We start from the raw sequence: 20,845 nt of genomic DNA, 5'->3' as shown, positions 1-20,845 counted from the left end.
TCAATACAGATCATAAAAGATGCGCTGGGCTTTGCCCGATTTGCCTATCTTCCTTTTTTTAAACGCTTGGAGTGATCCGTGCATGATGCAGCCTGCCAGTTCATGGATTGACCAGTTCGGTCGCCAAAAACGCAAACTGAGAATTTCAGTGACCGATCGCTGTAATTTCAAGTGCCTGTATTGCATGCCAGAGCATCCCGAATGGATGGACAAGCACAGCTTACTTAGCTTTGAAGACCTATATGCGTTTTGCCAGTTTATGGTTGAACGTGGCATCGACAGCCTGCGCATAACAGGCGGCGAACCGTTGATGCGTCAGGGCGTGGTGCATTTTATAGAACAATTACAATCTCTGCGTGCACTGGGTTTAAAACGCATTGCTATGACCAGCAACGGGCATTATTTGCCCAAATATGCCGATGCCTTAAAACAGGCAGGTCTAGATGATCTCAATATCAGTCTGGACAGTCTTGATCCAGCGCTTTTTCAACAGTTGACCCAGCGTGAGCTTGCGCCTGTATTGGCAGGCATTGCTGCGGCACAGCAGGCAGGGCTGTCGATTAAAATCAACACCGTGCTGATGCAGGGCATCAACGATTCACAAATCTTGCCACTGGTGGCGTGGGCACAGCAGCAGCAACTGCCGCTACGCTTTATTGAATATATGCCGCTGGATGGTGATGCGCAGTGGCAAAAGCAGCAGGTGGTGACCGAGCAGCAGATTTTGCAACAGCTTGCACCACATTATCAGATTGAAGCTTTGCCACAAGACCAATCGCCTGCACGAATCTACCTTTTAGACCAAACTTATGATGTGGGGATTATTTCCACCATTAGCCATGCTTTTTGTGGGCAATGTGACCGTATTCGCCTAACGGCTCAGGGTGAGCTGTATAACTGTTTATTTGCACCGCAAGGCATTGCGCTCAAGTCCGATATTCAAGGTTTGACAGCTGATCCTGCATTGGCAATCGCCAACCTACAGCAACGTGTTGCCGAATATATCTGGCACAAGAAATCAGGTTTTCATGCCATTCATGCCCAAGCGCATGCCCCTCGAAAAATCAGTATGCATATGCTAGGAGGCTAACATGCAAAAATTTTCGGTACAGATTGAAGGTTTTGGCGCAGTGACGCGCTGGCTGCCGAGCGATCTTCAGCTTGAGTTCGATACGCCTATACACATTGCAGCAGTGCTTGAGCAACTCACGCAGCAGTATCCGCAGGCACAGGCCGCGATTCAGCAATGTGCTTGTGCTATTGCTGACCGTTTGGTGTCGCGTCAGGATGCTTTAAATACAGACAGCTCTTTGGTGTTGTTGTCACCTGTGGCGGGAGGATAAATATGGATTTTTCCCGAATTCAGAATCAGGATTTAAGCCTCGATTGTTTCGCTCCGATTGCAGACTTTCCAGCGTGTGGCGGAATTGGCAGTTTTATTGGCGTGGTACGCAATCACCATGCAGGGCGCTCAGTCGATGCGCTGTGTTATACCGCTTATGCACCTTTGGCTGAAAAAATGATTCGGCAGATTGAACAGGAAGTGCAAGCCAAATATGCGGTGCAGTATGTTCGGGTGGTGCATCGTGTCGGCAAACTTGGCATTGGTGGTACGGCTATTATTGCACTGGCCTATGCGGAACACCGCCGTGAAGCTTTTGCTGCATGTGAAGAAGCGGTGGAACGGGTCAAGCATGAAGTGCCTGTGTGGAAAGAAGAATTTTATAGTGATGGTAGCAGTCAGTTTGTGACAGGTTGCTGTATTCGTAAAGACTATAGTGCCGAGGAACATGAGCATTCAGGTCATTCGCATTCCCACAAACATTCACATAACTAATAGACTTATTTGAGAACCATCGTCATGAAAAATGTTGCCATGAAAGCCGAGAGTTATCGGATTGCAGAAGCTCAAGCGGTGCTGTCTGCACCGCCGCATTGTATTGAACTCTTACGGCAGGGCAATACGGAAAAAGGTGATGCACTCAAAACGGCACGCATTGCAGGGATTTTGGCGGCGAAACGTACTGACGAGCTGATTCCACTGTGTCATCCGTTGCCGATTTACCGTGCGGATGTGGAATTTGAACTGCATGAAGCCGCAGTGACCATTGTGGCAACGGTGGAAACTATTGGGCCGACAGGCGTGGAAATGGAAGCACTGACTGCTGCCAGTCTCGCGGCACTGACCTTGTATGACATGCTGAAACCGCACTGTGAGCCTGAAGACTTACAGATGGATCAGTGCCGATTACTCAAGAAAAAAGGCGGAAAATCGCATTTTGTGCGTCAATTAAAACATAGCCTGCAAGCGTCGGTGATTGTGCTGTCCGATACCGTTGCTGCGGGCAAAAAGCCCGACACCGCAGGGCAAAGTGTCATGCAGATGCTAGAAGATGCCAATTTTAGTGAGATTGCCTATCAGGTGATTGCCGATGATCCTACTGCGTTACTGGCCTTGATCGAACAGCAAAAAAATCATTATCCGCTGATTGTCACCGTAGGCGGTACAGGCTTAGGCCCGAAAGATTTGACCATAGAAACCTTGCAGCCCTTATTGCAACGTGAAATTCCGGGATTGATGGAAGCAGCACGCAGCTTTGGGCAAAAACGTACGCCGTACGCGGCATTGTCACGTGGTGTGGCGGGTTATATTGACAACAGTTTAGTCATTACCCTACCGGGCAGTCGTGGCGGTGCGAGTGAATCCCTCACTGCAATTTTACCTGCATTGGTGCATCTGTTTGATGTACAAAAAAATATCCCACATGCAGGAGGTTATCAATGAGTGGCTGCGGTGCAGAACATGGACTGATTTCGATTGATCAGGCATTGGCACTGATTGCACAAACCGTTCAGCCGTTGGGTCGTGAGCCTGTATCTGTCGAGCAGGCATTGCAGCGCGTTTTGGTAGAGGATGTGCATGCCCCTGTGGCATTGCCGATTTTTTCCCAAAGTGCAGTGGATGGTTATGCGCTGGCTGCCGCACAGCATCCGATTGATGCAGGGCAATGCTTTCAGGTCATCGGTGAAGTCCGCGCAGGACAAGTCAGTGATGTGCTGCTGCAAGCAGGGCAAGCGGTACGGATTTTTACAGGCGGCAAAATTCCCGAAGGCACTACCACGGTGGCGCGTCAGGAAATTGTACAGCTCCACGTGGAACAACAGATTGAACTGACCGACGATCTGGCGAAGCATGCTGATATTCGTGATGCAGGCGAAGAAGTGCAGGCAGGGCAAGTGCTTGCCACTCAGGGACAGCGGCTAAGTGTTGGTGCAATCGCGGCGCTGTGTATGGCAGGGGTGCAGCAGGTCAGCGTTTATCGCCAAGCCAAAATTGCGGTGGTGGTCACGGGCGATGAAGTGGCCAGCCATGTCGATGAATTACAGCAAGGCAAAATTTTCGATGCCAATACCCCAATGCTCAAAGCATGGTGTCAGCAACATCGCTTAGATGCAGAATTTTTCTTGGTGGCGGATCAAGAAACCGCACTGACTGAGTTGCTGCAAGATCTACAATCCCGTTTTGATCTGATCATTACCACTGGTGGTGTGTCAGTCGGTGATTATGATTTTGTCCGACCTGTGGCACTGAACTTGGGTTTTCAGCAGGTGTTCTGGAAGGTCAAACAAAAACCAGGTAAACCAATGTTTTTCGCCCATTCACAATCAGCAGAGCGCTGCTGTTATTTACTTGGATTACCGGGCAATCCTGCGGCGGTATATGTGGCGTTGCAAGTCTATGTCAGCAGTGTGCTGCGTGGACTGGCAGGGCAAAGCATTGCACCTGCATGGGTTAGCGCGGTGCTGCAACATGATCTTAAACCAGATCGCCGTGAGCGTTTTTTAAGAATGTCAGCTGAAATTCAACAGGGTCAATTACAGGTGACTGCTTTGAAAAAACAGCAGTCGCACATGCTCAGCAATTTATTCGAGAGTAATTTTTTGCTGCGAGTTCCTGCCGATACGGTGCTGAGTGCAGGCACATTACTCAACGGCATTTATCTGGATTAGGGGATAATACACATGCATTTTACACGTCAACTGGGAATGACTTTGGCAGGCGTATTTATCAGTATGGCTGTATCTGCGGGTGAGGTGAAAGTCTATGCTGCTGCCAGCCTGACCAATGCGGTGACCGAGATTGCCAAGCTATATCAGCAGCAGCATCCGAGCACTAAAGTCGTGCCTGTATATGCGGCATCTTCCACGCTTGCCAAGCAAATCGTGGCAGGTGCATCGAGCGATATTTTATTTTCCGCTGATCAGGACTGGATGAACTATTTGTTGCAAAAACAAGAAGTCAGTGCCCAATATGTTAAACCGTTGCTACGCAATCAAGTGGTGCTGATCAGCCCGAAAAACCTGAATATCAAGTTTCAGCCCAGCAGTCATTTTGCCTTTGCGCAAGCCTTTTCAGGCAAGCTGTGTACAGGGCAAATGGAGTCCGTACCTGTCGGTAAATACGCCAAACAGAGTCTGATCAAGCTGAATTGGCTCAACAGCTTGCAAGGTCGGATTGTGGGTACAGATGATGTGCGTGCTGCGCTGACCTTTGTCGAGCGTGGCGAATGTGATGTCGGGATTGTCTATAAAACCGATGCTTTGGTCAGCCAGAAAGTTAAGATTATTGGGATACTGCCTGAAAATTCACATGATGCGGTGATTTACCCTGTAGCACTGACCAAAGTCGGAGAGCAAAATCCTGAAGCCCAACAGTTTTATCGTTTTATGAGCCACAGTGTACAAGCTCTGGCGATTTTCCAGCGCTATGGTTTTCGCATAAACCGCTAAAAGGATGACAGCGATGCTATCGCCTGAAGAACTGAGTGCCTTGGCACTCTCCGCCAAAGTTGCGCTTTGGGCGACCTTGCTGTGCTTGCCCTTTGCGATTGGCGTGGCATGGAGTCTGGTGCGTTTGCAGTTTCGGCTGAAATTCCTGCTGGAAGCCTGCTTGCAATTGCCGATGGTGCTGCCACCTGTGGTATTGGGTTATGCTCTGCTGGTGTTATTTGGCAATCAGGGCTGGATTGGACATGCCTTGCAACAGTTCGGGATTCAGTTGGCATTTAACTGGAAGGGGGCAGTTCTGGCATCCATGGTGGTGGCTTTTCCCTTGATGGTACAGCCGATCAAACTGTCGTTTCAGTTGATTGATCAGCGCCTTGAACATGTAGCGGCGAGCTTGGGCGCAAATCCGTGGCAGGTGTTTTATAGCGTCAGTCTGCCAATGGCAATTCCTGGCATCGTGATTGGCAGTATTTTATGTTTTAGCCGTAGCCTTGGCGAATTTGGCGCGACTATTACTTTCGTGGGCAATATTCCTGATGAAACCCGCACCGTGCCGATTGCGATTTATTCACTCCTGCAACAGCCTGATGGTGAACACATGGCACTGCGTCTGGTGGTGTTATCGGTGGCGCTGGCCTTTGTAGCGCTGATTGCCAATCATGTGATTTTGCAAAAATATCAACAGCGTTTGGGACGAATGTAAATGCTGAACTGTCAGTTTGAATATTGCCAAGCCGATTTTACTTTACAGGTCGAGCTTACCAGCCAAGCGCCTGTGTTGGGGATTGTCGGGGCATCGGGTTCAGGAAAATCCAGTTTTTTCAAATGTCTGGCAGGGCTGTTGCAGCCTCAGCAAGGCAAAATTCAGCTCAATCAACAGGTTTTATTGGATAGTCAGCAAGGCATCAATATGCCTGTGCATCAACGTAATATTGCCTTTATTTTTCAGCAAGCTTGCCTGTTTCCTCATTTGAATGTCTTGCAAAATATTGGCTATGCGCAGCGTTGGAAACAATCACCAGCGCCGAAATTTGCCAGTAGTTATATTGTGGAATTATTGGGTTTGGTGCCGTTATTAAAACGCAAAGCGCATCAGCTTTCAGGCGGTGAAGCACAGCGTGTGGCGATTGCACGGGCGCTGTTGTCATCGCCCGATTTATTGTTGCTGGATGAACCGACGACAGGTTTAGACCTGCAACTTCGCCAGCAATTGCTTAGTTTTTTAAATACCATTCGACAAGAACTGGCGATTCCGATGTTGTACATCACCCATCATTTGGAAGAACTGGAACAATTGAATGCCCCGCAGCTTCGTCTGGCTGAAGGGCGCTTATATTATCAGGATTGAGCTGAGGCACTTGCTAGCTGCTGCAAGCGGCGACCTTCAACCCAACGAATCCATAAACTGATCAAGCCCATAATCGCGGCAAGCGTCACCACGGCTTGCCAGCCAGCCATTGCATAAGCCTTACTGCCCAGCCATGAACCCGATGCCATACCTGTAAACACGCCTGTAAATAGCACTGCATTTAAACGACCGCGTGCAGTCGATTCTAGGCTATACACCAGCGTTTGATGTGCCACCAAACTGGCTTGTAGCCCCAAGTCAAACCCAATTGCAGCAATCGCAATCAGCAGTAGTTGCGCATGTACAGACAACATGGGTAACACCCACATCGCCGCGAAAGACAGCATCACTAACGCAGCACCGAGTTGCGTCACCCGATGCGAACCATAACGGTCGGACAATGAACCTGCTATCGGCGCGGCTAAAGCACCTGCCGCACCAGCAATGCCAAAACCACCTGCTGCCGCACTGCCCAAGTGATAATGCTCCGCTAACATCACTGCAAGGGTCGACCAAAAGGCACTAAAGGCAACTGAGAGCAAACCTTGAGCCAGTGCTGCGCGGCGTAAAGCAGGGTACTGTTGCCACAATTGTCGCATAGACCCGAGCAAGGCAAAGTAACCCAATTGCGCATGTGGCTGAAAGCACGGTAGCACGCGCCATAAGCCCAACGACACCACAAACACGCTCATCGCGGCCAGTTGATACATGGCACGCCAACCCCAATACGCGGCAATCACGCCACTCACGGTTCGTGACAGTAAAATCCCGAGCAATAATCCGGTCATGACTGTGCCGACAAATTTACCTTGTTGTCCCGCAGGCGCAAGAATCGCCGCACTCGGCACAATATCCTGCGCCATGGTCGCGGTAATGCCAACCACCAGACTAAACAGCAACACACTGTATAAGCCCTGACCGAAACTCAGCACCACTAAGGAGATGATGAGAAGCAAACTTTTGCTCAAAATCAGCACGCGGCGGTCGTAACGATCCCCCAGTGGAATCAGAAAGAAAATCCCCAAAGCATAGCCAATTTGGGTCAGCATCGGAATGAGTCCTAAATCACCTACAGCAATATGCAAGTCACTGGCAAATAACGGCAAAATGGGTTGAGCATAGTACAGGCACGCCACGGCAATGCCTGCACCTGTCGCTAGCATAAACACCAATAAAGATGAAACGGATGGGGTGGGGGCAGCATCAGTCATGGTCGCAATCTCTAGGTTTTTACAAAAACTGATGGTTATTTTGGGACAAATGGCAGAATCATGGTAGCGATGGTCATGGTAAAATAGTTATACGCCAAACGTATAGCCCGTATGCAAATGAAATCTCTTGAACGTATAGATCGACTGGAACTGTTGCATACCCTGATTCGGATTGTTGAGAGCGGCTCCCTGTCAGGTGCGGCGCGTCAGCTTGAGGTGTCACAGGCTACCGTGAGTCGGCGTTTAAGTACCCTTGAACGATTGCTTGGGGCAAAATTGCTGCTACGCACTACACATGCGACCAAACTCACCGATGATGGTGAACGCTGTTATCAGCATGCCAAAAACCTGATTGATGACTGGCTGAATCTGGAAGATGACCTGAAACAGGTTGCAGATGAGCCAGTCGGGTTGTTGCGAGTACGTGCACCACATGCCTTTGGTCAACAGCAATTACTACTGCCTGTTTTGGATTTTTTAAAGCGTTATCCTGCGCTGAATATCGAATGGCGACTCAGTGATGCTGCACCTGATTTTTTGGCGGATCATATCGACTGTGCCATTCATGTCGGTTTTGAACCTGACCCGAACACGGTGGCGATTTTACTGGCAGAAGTGCCACGGATTATGGTGGCAAGCCCTGAACTGTTGGCACAGTCACCCACGATTCAGCAGATTGAAGACTTGACCAATTTTCCTTGGATTGAACTCAGTACCTACTATCGGCATGAAATTCGTCTGAAAAATCAGATGACCCAGCAAATTCACAGTGTGCCGATTCAACCGCGTTTGAGCACCGACAGTTTATTTGTGCTGAAAAATTCGGCGTTGCAAGGTTTGGGGGGGGCGGTCATTTCCAGTTGGCTGGCGGCAGATGCACTGGCAGAAGGGACACTGGTGAATATTCTACCTGAGTGGCAAGCTGCACCATTGCCCGTGTATCTGGTGTATCCGTGGGCGCGTTATTATCCAGCACGCCTGCGGCAGTTTTTGAGTTTAATGCGCGAGGTCATGCCGACCATTTCGGGCATGCAGCAACTTAAATAAAGACAAGAATTGGTGAAAGCTAGTGAATTCAGTGATTGCTTAGAATCTATTCTTGAATTTATGGAAATGTATGATGTGCGAAAATGTCATCCGTAACTGTTTGAGGCATGATGGCATTAACAAATAATTGTTTCTGCGACAAATTAGATTCTTGATAACTACTGACGAGTTTTGTGGTGAGGAGCATTGCTCCGCAAGGTAGTTTTGGCTATTTTTGCCGAAACAAAAGTAGTGATGAACTCCAAATATTTGATTTCAATTATAAGAGCTTATTATGAATTTATTGAAATTATGGCGTTTATAATTAAACTTCTAAACTGATTTGTATTGCTTAAACAGTTTTCAAAACTGGCAATGCTGCTGATGATTTATGCTATTTTAGTAAAACTTTTGCCCAATCTTGGGCGAATGAATTCATTTTGTTGGCGTGTGCCTGCGCATTTTATTGTTTATTGATTTTGTTCGAGTTGATCATGACTAACCGTGTCTCTAACCCACAGCAGCAAGCAGAGTTATCGCCATTGCACGACAGCCCGTTGCCGCTATATGAACAAGTCAAACAATTGATTATAAAAAAAATTCAAGATGGAATCTGGCCTGCCAACTACAAAATTCCATCGGAAATGGAATTGGTTAAACTGCTCGGTTGTAGCCGTATGACCATCAACCGCGCTTTGCGTGAGTTGACTGAACAGCGCTTTTTGACCCGTATTCAGGGTGTGGGTTCATTTGTGGCAGAGCGACAAAGCGAAGCGGCACTATTTCAGATAGACAACATCGCCAAAGAGATCGAAAGTCGTAACCATCGCCACCGTTCAGAGATTATTTTGCTGGAACAAATTCGTGCCAATAAAGCACAATGTTTGCAAATGCAGGTCGCGATTGGGCAAAAACTCTATCATTCAATTTTGATTCATTTTGAAAATGATATTCCTGTACAGCTTGAAGACCGCTTGGTCAATGCTGCATTGATTCCCAATTATATTCAGCAAGATTTTACCCAAATTACCCCGAACGATTATTTGGTGAAACGTGTGCCGATTAGTCAGGGTGAGCATATTGTTGAAGCGATTTTAGCCAATGCCAAAGAATGCAAATGGCTGGAAATCAGCAAGACCGAACCGTGCCTATTGCTCAAACGCCGTACATGGACAGGTGAACATATTGTGTCGAGTGCTCGACTGATTTACCCAGGTAGTCGCTATTATTTGAAAGGTAAATTTACGCCAACGACTCGCTACTAGATTGCCTTGAAAATGTATGGGCGTTGTACATGTTTAACCGTAAATGCACTGAAAAAATGCGCCTAAAAATTACAAAATGCATGAGTTTAGTGCGTTAAAAACTTACGATTTTAACTTTTAAAATGACAGAATGATGAAAAATACAATTAAAAATATTTTTATAAAATAGTATCTTATAAAGTTTTTTAAAAAATTTAAACCCCATCTCTATTTTTTTAAAAAAAACTGATTTATATTTCAACTTGTATATACAAGTTTATACATATACAGGATGTAGAGAGAGTCATTTTAATGCGCTCTTTGTAAAACTTAAAGCAACGGTAGCGAGTAAATACACGTGGGCAATATGATTTCAGAACAGCTCAAGGCTGAAGCAAACCACAACAAACATGATTTTGCCGTGGAGACTCATCTCTCTTACGCGCAGCAAAATAACAGTGCATGGATGACTTATCTGGCACAGATTGAACGGGTTAAACCATATCTGGGCGACCTTACCCGATATATTGATACTTTAAAAAACCCAAAACGTGCGCTGATTGTGGATGTGCCTGTGGTGATGGATGACGGTTCAATTCGTCATTTTGAAGGCTATCGGGTACAACACAACTTGTCACGTGGGCCAGGCAAGGGCGGGATTCGTTTTCATCCCAATGTAGACCTCAATGAAGTCATGGCCTTGTCGGCATGGATGACCATTAAAACCGCAGTGTTGAATTTGCCTTTTGGCGGTGCCAAAGGTGGTATTCGGGTCGACCCACGCCAGTTGTCAGATGCCGAGCTTGAGCGTTTGACGCGTCGTTATACCAGTGAAATTGGGCATATTATTGGCCCGCAAAAAGACATTCCTGCGCCTGATGTTGGCACCAATCCGCGCGTCATGGCTTGGGTTATGGACACTTATTCGATTGAACAAGGGCATACCGTGACAGGTGTGGTGACAGGCAAACCTGTACATCTGGGTGGTTCACTTGGACGAGTGAAAGCCACAGGACGCGGTGTGTTTGTCACAGGTTGTCAGATTGCACAGAAAATTGGTCTGCCTATTGCGGGCAGTTGTGTCGCCGTACAAGGCTTTGGTAATGTCGGCAGTGAAGCGGCAATTTTGTTTGCCGAAACAGGCGCGAAAGTGGTCTGTGTGCAAGATCATACAGGTACGATTTTCAATGATGCAGGTTTCAATACTCAGGCTTTACAACAACATGTACAGCAGCACGGTGGCGTGGCAGGGTTTGCTGATGCCACTGAAATTGAAGCAGAGGCATTTTGGGATGTTCAGGCAGAAATCCTGATTCCTGCGGCACTCGAAGGGCAAATTACCGCAGAACGCGCAGAAAAATTACAGGCACGTTTGGTACTTGAGGGCGCAAATGGCCCAACCTACCCAGAAGCGGATGATATTTTGCATCGCCGAGGCATCATTGTGGTGCCTGATGTGATCTGTAATGCGGGCGGTGTGACCGTGAGCTACTTCGAGTGGGTACAGGACATGTCGAGCTTCTTCTGGAGCGAAACCGAAATTAATCAGCGATTAGATACCATCATGCGTGATGCGGTTGCTGATGTCTGGAACAAGGCACAAGAAAAGAACTGTAACTTGCGCACCTCTGCTTATATTTTGGCCTGTGAGCGCATTCTGATGGCACGCAAGGAACGCGGCATTTACCCAGGAAAATAATTCATTACGAACTGTGCCTGAGTGGTGCAATCCGAAAATTTTTTCAGTTTGAATAGGGGTGAAAATTTCCCCCTATGCATCATCTGATGGCAAGCGGACTTGTCCTCAGACCTCTATGAACAGGGCACTAAACGGTTTAGTCCCACATAGAACAAACGCGACACAGTGCTGTCGTGACTTGTTTGGTGCATAAAATGAAATTGGCTATTTTTCAATAAATTAGAGGTTAATATGAATCAGCCAATGACGATTACCCGAAATGACTTTAACCAGTGGATGGTGCCAGTGTTTGCCCCTGCCAATTTTATTTTGGTGCGTGGTGAAGGTTCACGTGTCTGGGACCAACAAGGTAAAGAATATATTGATTTTGCTGGGGGGATCGCGGTCAATGCATTGGGGCATGCCCATCCTGTTGCAGTTCAGGCACTGACCGAACAAGCACAAAAGCTCTGGCATATCGGCAATGGCTATACGAATGAACCTGTCCTGCGCCTCGCGAAACAACTTGCTGATTCAACCTTTGCAGATAAAGTCTTTTTTGCCAACTCAGGTGCAGAAGCCAATGAAGCTGCACTGAAACTGGCACGTAAATATGGCAATGACAGTGGTGTGGAAGGTAAAAACCGCATTGTAGCATTTAACAATGCCTTTCATGGTCGGACTTTATTTACTGTGACTGCGGGCGGTCAGCCGAAATATTCGCAAGATTTTGCACCGTTGCCAGAAGGCATTCAACATGTGGCATATAATGATTTGGCTGCTGCTGCCGAAATTATTAATGATCAAACCTGTGCAGTGATTGTTGAACCGATTCAGGGTGAAGGCGGCGTGTTACCTGCTGAGCTTGAATTTTTAAAAGGCTTGCGTGAACTGTGTGATCGTCACAATGCCTTACTGATTTTTGATGAAGTGCAAACGGGAGTTGGTCGTACTGGCGCACTCTATGCTTATATGAATACAGGTGTTGTGCCTGATGTGTTGACCACAGCCAAAGCCTTGGGTGGCGGTTTCCCGATCGGGGCAATGCTGACCACCGATGCCTTAGCCAAAGTTTTAACGGTCGGTTCACACGGTACAACTTACGGTGGTAATCCATTGGCCTGTGCCGTTGCCAGTGCGGTATTTGACTATATCAATAGCCCAGAAGTGCTTGAGGGTGTGAAAGCGCGTCATCAGCAGTTTGTGGCAGGCATTGAAGCGATTAATGCCAAATATCCAGTCTTTAGCCAAGTGCGTGGCGAAGGTCTGTTGATCGGCTGTGTGCTCAAAGACGAATACGCAGGTCAAGCAAAACAAGTCACGAACCTCGCTGCCGAAGAAGGATTATTGGCACTGGTGGCAGGCACAGACGTAGTACGTTTTACCCCATCGCTGATTATCCCTGAAGCGGATATCATCGAAGGATTACAACGCTTTGAACGTGCTGTTGCCCGTCTCGTAAAATAAGGATATTGCCCCATGATGATCGTACGCCACGCCGAGCACCGCGATTTAGACGACATTTATCAGCTTGCCACTAAAGCAGGCACAGGCTTGACCTCATTGCCTCCCAATAAAGATATTTTGTCGGCACGAATCGAACGTACCCGTAACACCTTAAACGGTGAAGCCAGCAAACATGAACAGGGTTATCTGTTTGTGCTGGAAGACCAGTCCAATGGGCGTGTGGTCGGGGTGAGCGCCTTGGAAGTTGCGGTCGGCCTGACCGAGCCGTGGTACAACTTTCATGTGGGTACACAGGTACATGCATCGAAGGCGTTGAATGTCTATAAAGTTTTGCCAACGCTGTTTTTAAGCAATGACCATACAGGCTATAGCGAACTGTGTACTTTGTTCCTTGATCCTGATTATCGGCATAGCAACAATGGCAAATTCTTGTCGAAAATCCGCTTTTTGTTTATTGCGGCATTTCGCCAGTTTTTTCAGCAACGCCTACTCGCAGAAATGCGTGGGGTTTCCGATGAACAAGGGCGCTCACCATTTTGGAATGAACTCGGTAAGCACTTCTTCAATATGGACTTCTCTACTGCGGATTATTTAAGTGGTATCGGGCAAAAAGTCTTTATTGCCGAACTGATGCCGCGTTATCCGCTGTATGTGGACTTGCTGCCTGAGAGCGCACGCAATGTGATTGGTAAAGTGCATCCACAAACCTTGCCTGCCTACCATGTGCTGGAAGCAGAAGGACTGCGTTATCAGGGCTATGTCGATATTTTTGATGCAGGGCCGACCATTGAAGCCGAACTGGATGACTTACGCGCAGTCAAGGACAGTCGTCTGGTGACTGTCAAAATTGGTGCGGTCGATAGCAAAAAATCTCCTTCCCATTATTTAGTTGCAAACGATGCGTACTACGACTATCGCGCCTTGCTGATCCAAGGTCAGTTGCACGATGAAACGCTGTATTTAACTGTCGAGCAGGCACAGCAGCTTGAAGTGATTGAAGGGCAGTCAGTCCGTATTTTGGCACTTAATCCATTGGAAAAATAACATGTCAGAACAAGCTTTATATATTGCAGGAACATGGCTGCAAGGGCGAGGTACGTCCTTAGAAAAAACCAACCCTATAACTAACCAATTGATTTGGAAATCAAATTCAGCAAATTCAGCCGATGTAGATGCCGCTTGTCAGGCCGCCCGAAGTGCATTTAAACACTGGGCACGTCAAAGTCTGGACGCGCGGGTTGAAGTGGTACAACGCTTTGCCAGTTTGCTGGAACAAAACAAAAACCAGTTGGCGGAAGTGATTAGCCAGGAAACCAGTAAACCGTACTGGGAAACCTTGACCGAAGTGCAAGCCATGATCGGTAAAGTGGCGATTTCACTGCGTGCTTATGAGCAGCGCACAGGTGAGAGCAGCACCAGCATGGCAGATGGCGTGGCATCGTTACGTCACCGCCCACACGGTGTGCTTGCGGTGTTTGGCCCGTACAACTTCCCTGGGCATTTACCCAATGGACATATTGTCCCTGCTTTGATTGCAGGGAACAGCATCGTATTTAAACCGAGTGAACTCACGCCGTGGACTGCCGAAGCAACCGTGAAGTTATGGCAACAGGCAGGTTTACCAAATGGTGTGTTGAACTTGGTTCAAGGCGGTCGTGAAACAGGCGAAGCCCTTGCACAACACCCTGAAATTGATGGTTTATTGTTTACAGGTAGCGCCAATACTGGCTACCAGTTGAATCGTCAGTTGGCAGGTGCCCCTGAGAAAATCTTGGCACTGGAAATGGGCGGTAACAACGCGCTGATCGTGGAAGATTTTGAAGATCTGGATGCCGCAGTGAATGTCGCGATTCAGTCTGCCTTTATTTCTGCGGGACAACGCTGTACCTGTGCCCGTCGTATTTTGGTGAAACGTGGCGCACAAGGCGATGCATTTATTCAGCGTTTGGTTGAAGTAGCAGGCAAGTTACAGATTGGCGCTTGGGATGCTGAGCCACAACCGTTTATGGGTGGAGTGATTTCATCGGCTGCGGCGGAGCGCATGTTACAGGCACAGCAAGCTCTTCTAGATTTGGGTGCGAATTCACTGCTCGCCATGACCCGTTTGCAAGCGGATAGCAGCTTACTCAGTGCGGGCATTTTAGAAGTGACAGGCGTTGCCAATGTACCCGATGAAGAATATTTCGGGCCATTGACCTGTATTCAGCGCTATGACGATTTTGCACAAGCGGTAGAGTTGGCGAACAAAACCCGCTTTGGTTTAGCCGTCGGTCTGATTGCGACTCAACGCGCGTTGTTTGACGAGCTGTTGATTGAAGCTCGTGCAGGGATTGTTAACTGGAACAAACCTTTAACAGGGGCATCGAGTGCTGCCCCGTTTGGCGGTGTGGGGGCATCGGGCAACCATCGTCCAAGTGCTTTCTATGCAGCGGACTACTGCGCATGGCCTATGGCATCGTTGGAAACCGATAGCCTGAGCCTGCCTGAAAAATTAACACCAGGGTTGGTGTTGTAATAAGCCACGGAAATTGGAGAAGAAAATGTTAGGTTACGAAGTTAATTTTGATGGTTTAGTTGGCCCCACTCACCACTATGCAGGTTTGTCGTTTGGCAATGAAGCCTCAACCAAACACCGCAATCTGGTGTCCAACCCGAAACTTGCGGCCAAGCAAGGTTTAGAAAAAATGAAAGCCCTGAGTGATTTGGGCTTAAAGCAAGGCGTGTTGGTGCCGCATGAGCGTCCACATGTGCCGATGTTGCGTAAACTCGGTTTCCGTGGCGATGATGCCAGCGTGTTGGCACAGGCGATGCAGTACGCACCGCAATTGCTCTCATCACTGAGTTCGGCATCCTGTATGTGGACAGCCAATGCAGCAACCGTGTCACCGTCTGCCGATAGTGCTGATGGTCGGGTGCATTTTACCGCAGCCAACTTAAACAATAAGTTTCACCGTTCGATTGAAGCGGATACCACTTCGCAAGTGTTGCAGGCGATTTTCCGTGACGAGCAGCATTTCGCCCATCATGCGGCGTTGCCGCAAGTGGCGTTATTTGGCGATGAAGGTGCAGCCAACCATAACCGTTTAGGTGGCAGCTATGCCGAGCGCAGTGTGCAGGTGTTTGTGTATGGGCAGCAGCATTTTAATGGTGAAGCAGGGCCAAAACGTTACCCTGCGCGTCAGACCCGTGAAGCCAGTGAAGCGATCGCACGTTTGCATCAGCTCGATGCTGCACACACGGTGTTTGTGCAGCAGCATCCTGACGTGATTGATCAGGGCGTTTTCCATAATGACGTGATCGCGGTCAGCAACCAGCAAGTATTGTTTCACCATCAACAGGCATTTTTACATCAGACACAGGCGCTCGATGAAATCCGCCGCAAAATGGCAACTCTAGAGCAAGAGCTGATTGCGATTGAAGTGCCGACCCAGCGTGTTTCGGTGGATGATGCTGTCGCGACTTATCTGTTTAACAGTCAGATTTTAACGCGTCCCGACGGTGGCATGAGCATTGTAGTGCCTGAAGAATCCCGCAAAAACGCGGCAGTTTGGGGCTACCTGAATGACATGATTAAAATGGGCACCCCGATTGATGACATTAAGGTATTTGACCTGCGTGAAAGTATGCAAAACGGTGGCGGGCCTGCTTGCTTACGTTTGCGGGTTGCTTTGAATGAACAGGAACTACAAGCGGTTAATCCGAAAGTGTTGATGAATGAGCAGCTATTTGGCGCATTGAATCAATGGGTGGATCGTCATTACCGTGACCGTTTAACTCAAGCCGATCTGGTCGATCCTCAGTTGTTGATCGAAAGCCGTCAGGCACTGGATGAACTTACGGTATTGCTGAATTTAGGTTCGATCTATCCGTTCCAACAGATTTAGGAGTGGTCAGTGATGCAGGATTTTTTAGCAATGACGCTCAGTGGGCAATTCCCTGAGCCACAGCTGGGACAGCAGCACGGTTTTGATTGGCACTGGCTGGCAGAAGGGGTACTGGAACTGACGCCAGTGCAGGACTATCACAAAGTGGTGGTGCTTTCGGCTGGTATTCATGGCAATGAAACTGCACCGATTGAATTGCTGAATCAGCTTTGTGCCGACTTATTTACTGGCAAGCTGACCTTGCATGTGCGTTTGTTGATCATTTTGGGTAATCCTGAAGCCATGCGTCAGGGACAGCGTTATCTGAATGCTGACCTGAACCGTATGTTTATGGGCGGGGTCAGTGAGTTTACAGAAAGCGCTGAAACCGCACGTGCCAAAGGGTTGGAACAATTGGTGCAGCATTTTATGCAGCACAGTGACTTGCAGGCGACTCGTCTGCACTATGACTTGCACACCGCCATTCGCGCATCACTGTTACCGACTTTTGGTTTACTGCCATATAAAAGTGAACCTTTCGATCCTGAATTTTTACGCTCGCTGGAGGCGGCAGATCTAGATGCTCTGGTACGACACCAGAGCCTTGGACGCACCTTTAGCCAGCTGACAGCAGAAACTTGCCAAGCCTCTAGCTGTACGCTGGAGTTGGGCAAAGCCTTGCCGTTTGGCTGCAACGACTTGAGTCAGTTTCAGGCAACTGACGCGATGTTACGCAGTGTTGTGGCAGGGCAAACTTTACCACTACGTGGTAAATCCAGTGCGATGCGTCAGTTCAAAGTGCAGTATTCACTGCTCAAGCAACATGACGACTTCAAGCTGTATCTCAGTGATGATGCCCCGAATTTTAGCGTGTTTGCGCAGGGAGACTTATTGTGTACCCAGCAACAGCAGGAAACGCGGGTGCAGCACATACAAGAATGGATTTTATTTCCCAACCCGAACGTACAAAAAGGATTACGTGCAGGGCTTATGCTGACAGAAGATACAGGTGCTTAGGCACCTCACAACTTCCGTCACAGCAGAAATGAAAAGGATTGACAGTTAATTACAGCGCAATGCTGGCTAGGAGTGGCGATGAATCGGGAAAATAAAGAGACTCACGCATTGATGGGGGATGGTGATCTACTGGGTCATCATCATATGGAGCAGGAACCACAGCTTGACCGTGCATTAAGTAACAGACATATTCAGCTGATCGCTATTGGTGGCGCGATCGGGACTGGATTGTTCATGGGGGCGGGACAGACCATTGCCTCCTCAGGAACATCGGTCTTATTGACCTATATGATTGTTGGCTTTTTCTTCTTTTTTGTCATGCGAGCAATGGGAGAGTTATTACTCTCCAACACCAGCTATAAATCTTTCGTAGATTTTGCCACCGCCTATTTAGGGCCTTGGGCAGGGTTTTTTCTGGGCTGGTCGTACTGGCTCGGTTGGATCGTTACTGCGATTGCCGATATTATTGCCATAGGCGGCTATATGCAGTTTTGGTATCCGAGTTTACCCATTTGGATTCCTGCTTTAGCCACGATTAGTATTTTAACCGCACTCAATTTGCTGACGGTCAAAATGTTTGGCGAAACCGAATTCTGGTTTTCCATGATTAAAATTGTAGCGATTATTGCATTTTTGGTTTTAGGTGTAGTTCTTGTTTCAGTGGGTTTTGTTTCACCAAATGGTGTGAAAGCATCTGTGGTACATATTACCGATCCAGCAGCGTTTTTGCCGCATGGCATTACTGGTTTTTTAAGTGGTTTTCAAATGGCCGTATTTGCCTTTTTAGGCATTGAGTTGGTGGGGACAACCGCAGCAGAAACCAAAAATCCTGAAAAATCATTACCTAAAGCCATTAATTCGATTCCTTGGCGCATTCTATTATTTTATATTGGCGCATTGCTGGTAATTATTTCGGTGACATCTTGGCAACATGTTGACCCAAACCAAAGTCCTTTTGTTGCGCTGTTTAAACTGGTGGGGCTCACCGCTGCTGCTGCCGTGGTGAATTTTGTGGTGCTGACGTCGGCCATGTCGTCTGCAAACAGTGGGATTTTTGCCACCAGCCGTATGCTTTATGGCCTTGCCGTTGAGCGCGATGCACCGCAACGCTTTACGCAATTGTCCAAAGGCAAAGTTCCCGTACAAGCCATTTTGTGTTCGATGGGCTGTGTGGTGGCAGGCACATTGATTCTGTTTATTACGCCAAGTGTGATGTCTGCATTTATTATTGTGACGGCATTTACTTCGATTTTAACGGTATTTGCCTTCGGTATGATTTTATTGTCATATTTAGCTTACCGTAAACAACGCCCTGATTTACATGAACAATCAGTCTATAAAATGCCAGCAGGTATTTTTATGAGCTGGGCGGGCATTGCCTTTATGGTATTCGTGGTGGCAATTTTGTGTCTGGATCATGATACGCGTATTTCATTGTTTGCTTCACCAATTTGGTTTATCGGGTTATTTATTGCCTACAAATATCGTAGGAATCGTCATCCACAGCGGATATGGATTTTGGAACATGGACGCCGCATTGAACCAGGGTCAGACTAAATAATAAACCATGCAACTGCCTTGCTTCGGGGGCGTAGGTAGTTGCTTAAACTCCAAAAATAGACTTCTTTCATCATGAATAAAAACATCGCACAGTGACGTTTCATGTGGCGGGATTCCAACTCGAAACGGGCAGTTCGTTATTAAGTTCTGATTTAATTGATATTTAGACCCTCAAAGTTTCAATCCTTTGGGGGTTTGTTTTTTTATGCAAGATTCGTTGGGGGGAAGGCGGATCTATGATATAAATAAAATCGTAATTTATAATTAAAGTCTATATAAAGTGTTGTTTTTCTATAAAGATTTCGCATTAAAAATGCAAAACCCTTATTTTATTTAGACATCAAACTGAGAACATAACAAAAGGTGTGTGATGCAACTTATCGCAGGTGCCAATACGGTTTTACCGACAACGTCAGTCGAGCTCGTAATCCGAGCGCGTGTTCCCCAAGCCATAGATTTAGACATTACCGCGTACTTGCTGGCACAGACCACGCAAAAAGTCCGTGGTGATGCTGACATGATTTTCTATGGACAAACCCATACCCCGAATCAAAGCATTCAGTTATTTGAATCGAGTAGCCAACCCGACTATTTAACCCGAATCCGAATCAATACTGCACAGCTTGATAGTGTGATTGGCAAAATTGCGATTTGTGCCACGCTGAGTGAGCCTGCGCATATTCGAGATTTACAACGGCTGAGTATTGATTTACTCAGTGATGGTCATGTGGTTGCAACATCCGAGATCAATACTCAGAGCAAAACCGAAAAGGCGCTGATTTTGGCGGAAGTGTATAACCACAATGGACGCTGGAAATATCGTTTTGTCGATCAGGGTTTTAATGGTGGACTAAAACCACTCGCAGAAAACTTTGGGGTCGATGTTGCAGATACTCAAACACCGCCTAATCCGATCGCACCACCAAGTGCGAATTCAAGCAGCAGCCAAAATGTTTTTGGTCAGCCTACCCGTTCGGCAACCCCAACAGCACAACCGACACCGCCACCAAGCTCGATTAACCTGTCCAAGATTCGCTTAGATAAGCCTAATTCATCGATTAACCTGACCAAACACAATGGTTCGTTTGGCAAGATTCAGGTGAATTTGAACTGGAATCGTTCAGGCGGCGATCGTGGCAAGAGTTTCTTCCGCAAGCTGAGTGCATCACAGTCGGTGGATTTGGACTTGGGCGCCATGATTGAGATGCAAAATGGTACGAATCATATTATTCAGGCGCTTGGCAATCGTTTTGGCAGTTATGAAAAATCGCCTTATGCCGAGTTACAAGGCGATGACCGCACAGGCTCATCTTTAAACGGTGAAAATCTGTGGATCAATGGTGAACATTGGGATCAGGTTAAACGTATTGTTATTTATACATATATTTACGAAGGTGCAGCAAATTGGGCAGCAACCGATGCTATTGTAAACATACAGCTTCCCAATCAGCCACCGATTGAAGTACCCGTCAACGAAGGCGGTTACCTTAGTACCTGTGCGATTGTTGAATTACGTAATGTCGGCGGGCAAATCCAAGCCAACCGCCAAGTGCAATATTTTGATGACCAACAAAAGCTCGATGAACATTATGGCTTCGGCTTTAGATGGACAGTCGGGCGCAAATAGTTGAAATAAGAGGAAA

Annotated in this window: 19 protein-coding genes; 18 read left to right on the top strand and 1 reads right to left on the bottom strand. The window is 47.5% G+C overall.

Features of this window, described 5'->3' with window-relative positions; all coding sequences use genetic code 11:
• Positions 1–82: 82 nt before the first annotated feature.
• From moaA to E0H77_RS10910, 8 genes are read left to right on the top strand one after another with little or no spacing between them, the layout of a single operon-like run.
• Positions 83–1,090 (top strand): GTP 3',8-cyclase MoaA, encoded by a 1,008-nt coding sequence (moaA, locus tag E0H77_RS10945; RefSeq protein ID WP_131377945.1) that lies wholly within the window; start codon positions 83–85, stop codon positions 1,088–1,090.
• A 1-nt stretch (position 1,091) separates the two neighbouring features.
• Positions 1,092–1,343 carry a MoaD/ThiS family protein gene (locus E0H77_RS10940; RefSeq protein WP_131377943.1) on the top strand — a complete coding sequence of 84 codons (252 nt, stop codon included), beginning with the start codon at positions 1,092–1,094 and terminating at the stop codon, positions 1,341–1,343.
• A 2-nt stretch (positions 1,344–1,345) separates the two neighbouring features.
• Complete coding sequence (locus E0H77_RS10935; protein WP_131377941.1) at positions 1,346–1,837, top strand: molybdenum cofactor biosynthesis protein MoaE; 492 nt, start codon at positions 1,346–1,348, stop codon at positions 1,835–1,837.
• 24 nt (positions 1,838–1,861) lie between these two features.
• Positions 1,862–2,785, top strand: coding sequence for a bifunctional molybdenum cofactor biosynthesis protein MoaC/MoaB (gene moaCB / locus E0H77_RS10930; RefSeq protein ID WP_131377939.1), 924 nt, complete (start codon positions 1,862–1,864; stop codon positions 2,783–2,785).
• A complete protein-coding gene (locus E0H77_RS10925) occupies positions 2,782–4,011 on the top strand; it encodes a molybdopterin molybdotransferase MoeA (RefSeq protein ID WP_131377937.1) in 1,230 nt (409 codons plus the stop codon). The genes moaCB and E0H77_RS10925 overlap by 4 nt, the downstream gene beginning before the upstream one ends.
• A 12-nt stretch (positions 4,012–4,023) precedes the next feature.
• Positions 4,024–4,791, top strand: a complete 768-nt coding sequence (modA, locus tag E0H77_RS10920) for a molybdate ABC transporter substrate-binding protein (protein ID WP_131377935.1) — start codon at positions 4,024–4,026, stop codon at positions 4,789–4,791.
• 13 nt (positions 4,792–4,804) lie between these two features.
• A complete protein-coding gene (gene modB / locus E0H77_RS10915; protein ID WP_131377933.1) occupies positions 4,805–5,491 on the top strand; it encodes a molybdate ABC transporter permease subunit in 687 nt (228 codons plus the stop codon).
• Complete coding sequence (locus E0H77_RS10910; protein ID WP_131377931.1) at positions 5,492–6,136, top strand: ATP-binding cassette domain-containing protein; 645 nt, start codon at positions 5,492–5,494, stop codon at positions 6,134–6,136.
• On the opposite strand, the gene E0H77_RS10905 is transcribed toward E0H77_RS10910, so the two are convergent.
• Positions 6,127–7,347: an MFS transporter gene (locus E0H77_RS10905; RefSeq protein WP_131377929.1), complete on the bottom strand. Its 1,221-nt coding sequence runs from the start codon at positions 7,345–7,347 to the stop codon at positions 6,127–6,129. The genes E0H77_RS10910 and E0H77_RS10905 overlap by 10 nt on opposite strands.
• A gap of 111 nt (positions 7,348–7,458) precedes the next feature.
• On the opposite strand from E0H77_RS10905, the gene E0H77_RS10900 reads away from it, so the two are divergent.
• The 10 genes from E0H77_RS10900 to E0H77_RS10855 all read left to right on the top strand — a co-directional run bounded on the left by E0H77_RS10900 (position 7,459) and on the right by E0H77_RS10855 (position 20,829).
• Complete coding sequence (locus E0H77_RS10900; protein WP_228258327.1) at positions 7,459–8,394, top strand: LysR family transcriptional regulator; 936 nt, start codon at positions 7,459–7,461, stop codon at positions 8,392–8,394.
• A gap of 473 nt (positions 8,395–8,867) precedes the next feature.
• On the top strand, positions 8,868–9,638 hold the full coding sequence (gene hutC, locus E0H77_RS10895) for a histidine utilization transcriptional repressor HutC (protein WP_131377927.1): 771 nt from the start codon (positions 8,868–8,870) through the stop codon (positions 9,636–9,638).
• A 445-nt stretch (positions 9,639–10,083) separates the two neighbouring features.
• On the top strand, positions 10,084–11,316 hold the full coding sequence (locus E0H77_RS10890) for a Glu/Leu/Phe/Val family dehydrogenase (RefSeq protein WP_416240515.1): 1,233 nt from the start codon (positions 10,084–10,086) through the stop codon (positions 11,314–11,316).
• Between the two features lie 231 nt (positions 11,317–11,547).
• Entirely contained in the window at positions 11,548–12,762 is a 1,215-nt protein-coding gene (locus tag E0H77_RS10885; protein WP_131377924.1) for an aspartate aminotransferase family protein, read from the top strand.
• 12 nt (positions 12,763–12,774) lie between these two features.
• Positions 12,775–13,806, top strand: coding sequence for an arginine N-succinyltransferase (gene astA / locus E0H77_RS10880; protein ID WP_131377922.1), 1,032 nt, complete (start codon positions 12,775–12,777; stop codon positions 13,804–13,806).
• 1 nt (position 13,807) lies between these two features.
• A complete protein-coding gene (gene astD / locus E0H77_RS10875; protein WP_131377920.1) occupies positions 13,808–15,277 on the top strand; it encodes a succinylglutamate-semialdehyde dehydrogenase in 1,470 nt (489 codons plus the stop codon).
• Between the two features lie 25 nt (positions 15,278–15,302).
• Positions 15,303–16,646: an N-succinylarginine dihydrolase gene (astB, locus tag E0H77_RS10870; protein WP_131377918.1), complete on the top strand. Its 1,344-nt coding sequence runs from the start codon at positions 15,303–15,305 to the stop codon at positions 16,644–16,646.
• Positions 16,647–16,658: 12 nt separating this feature from the next.
• Complete coding sequence (gene astE / locus E0H77_RS10865; RefSeq protein WP_131377917.1) at positions 16,659–17,642, top strand: succinylglutamate desuccinylase; 984 nt, start codon at positions 16,659–16,661, stop codon at positions 17,640–17,642.
• 78 nt (positions 17,643–17,720) lie between these two features.
• Positions 17,721–19,199 (top strand): amino acid permease, encoded by a 1,479-nt coding sequence (locus tag E0H77_RS10860; protein ID WP_131377915.1) that lies wholly within the window; start codon positions 17,721–17,723, stop codon positions 19,197–19,199.
• A gap of 373 nt (positions 19,200–19,572) precedes the next feature.
• Positions 19,573–20,829, top strand: coding sequence for a TerD family protein (locus E0H77_RS10855; protein WP_131377913.1), 1,257 nt, complete (start codon positions 19,573–19,575; stop codon positions 20,827–20,829).
• Positions 20,830–20,845 lie beyond the last annotated feature (16 nt).

The sequence above is a fragment of the Acinetobacter brisouioides genome, assembly GCF_004331075.1.
Taxonomy (GTDB): domain Bacteria; phylum Pseudomonadota; class Gammaproteobacteria; order Pseudomonadales; family Moraxellaceae; genus Acinetobacter.
This window is presented reverse-complemented; position numbering and strand designations above follow the sequence as displayed.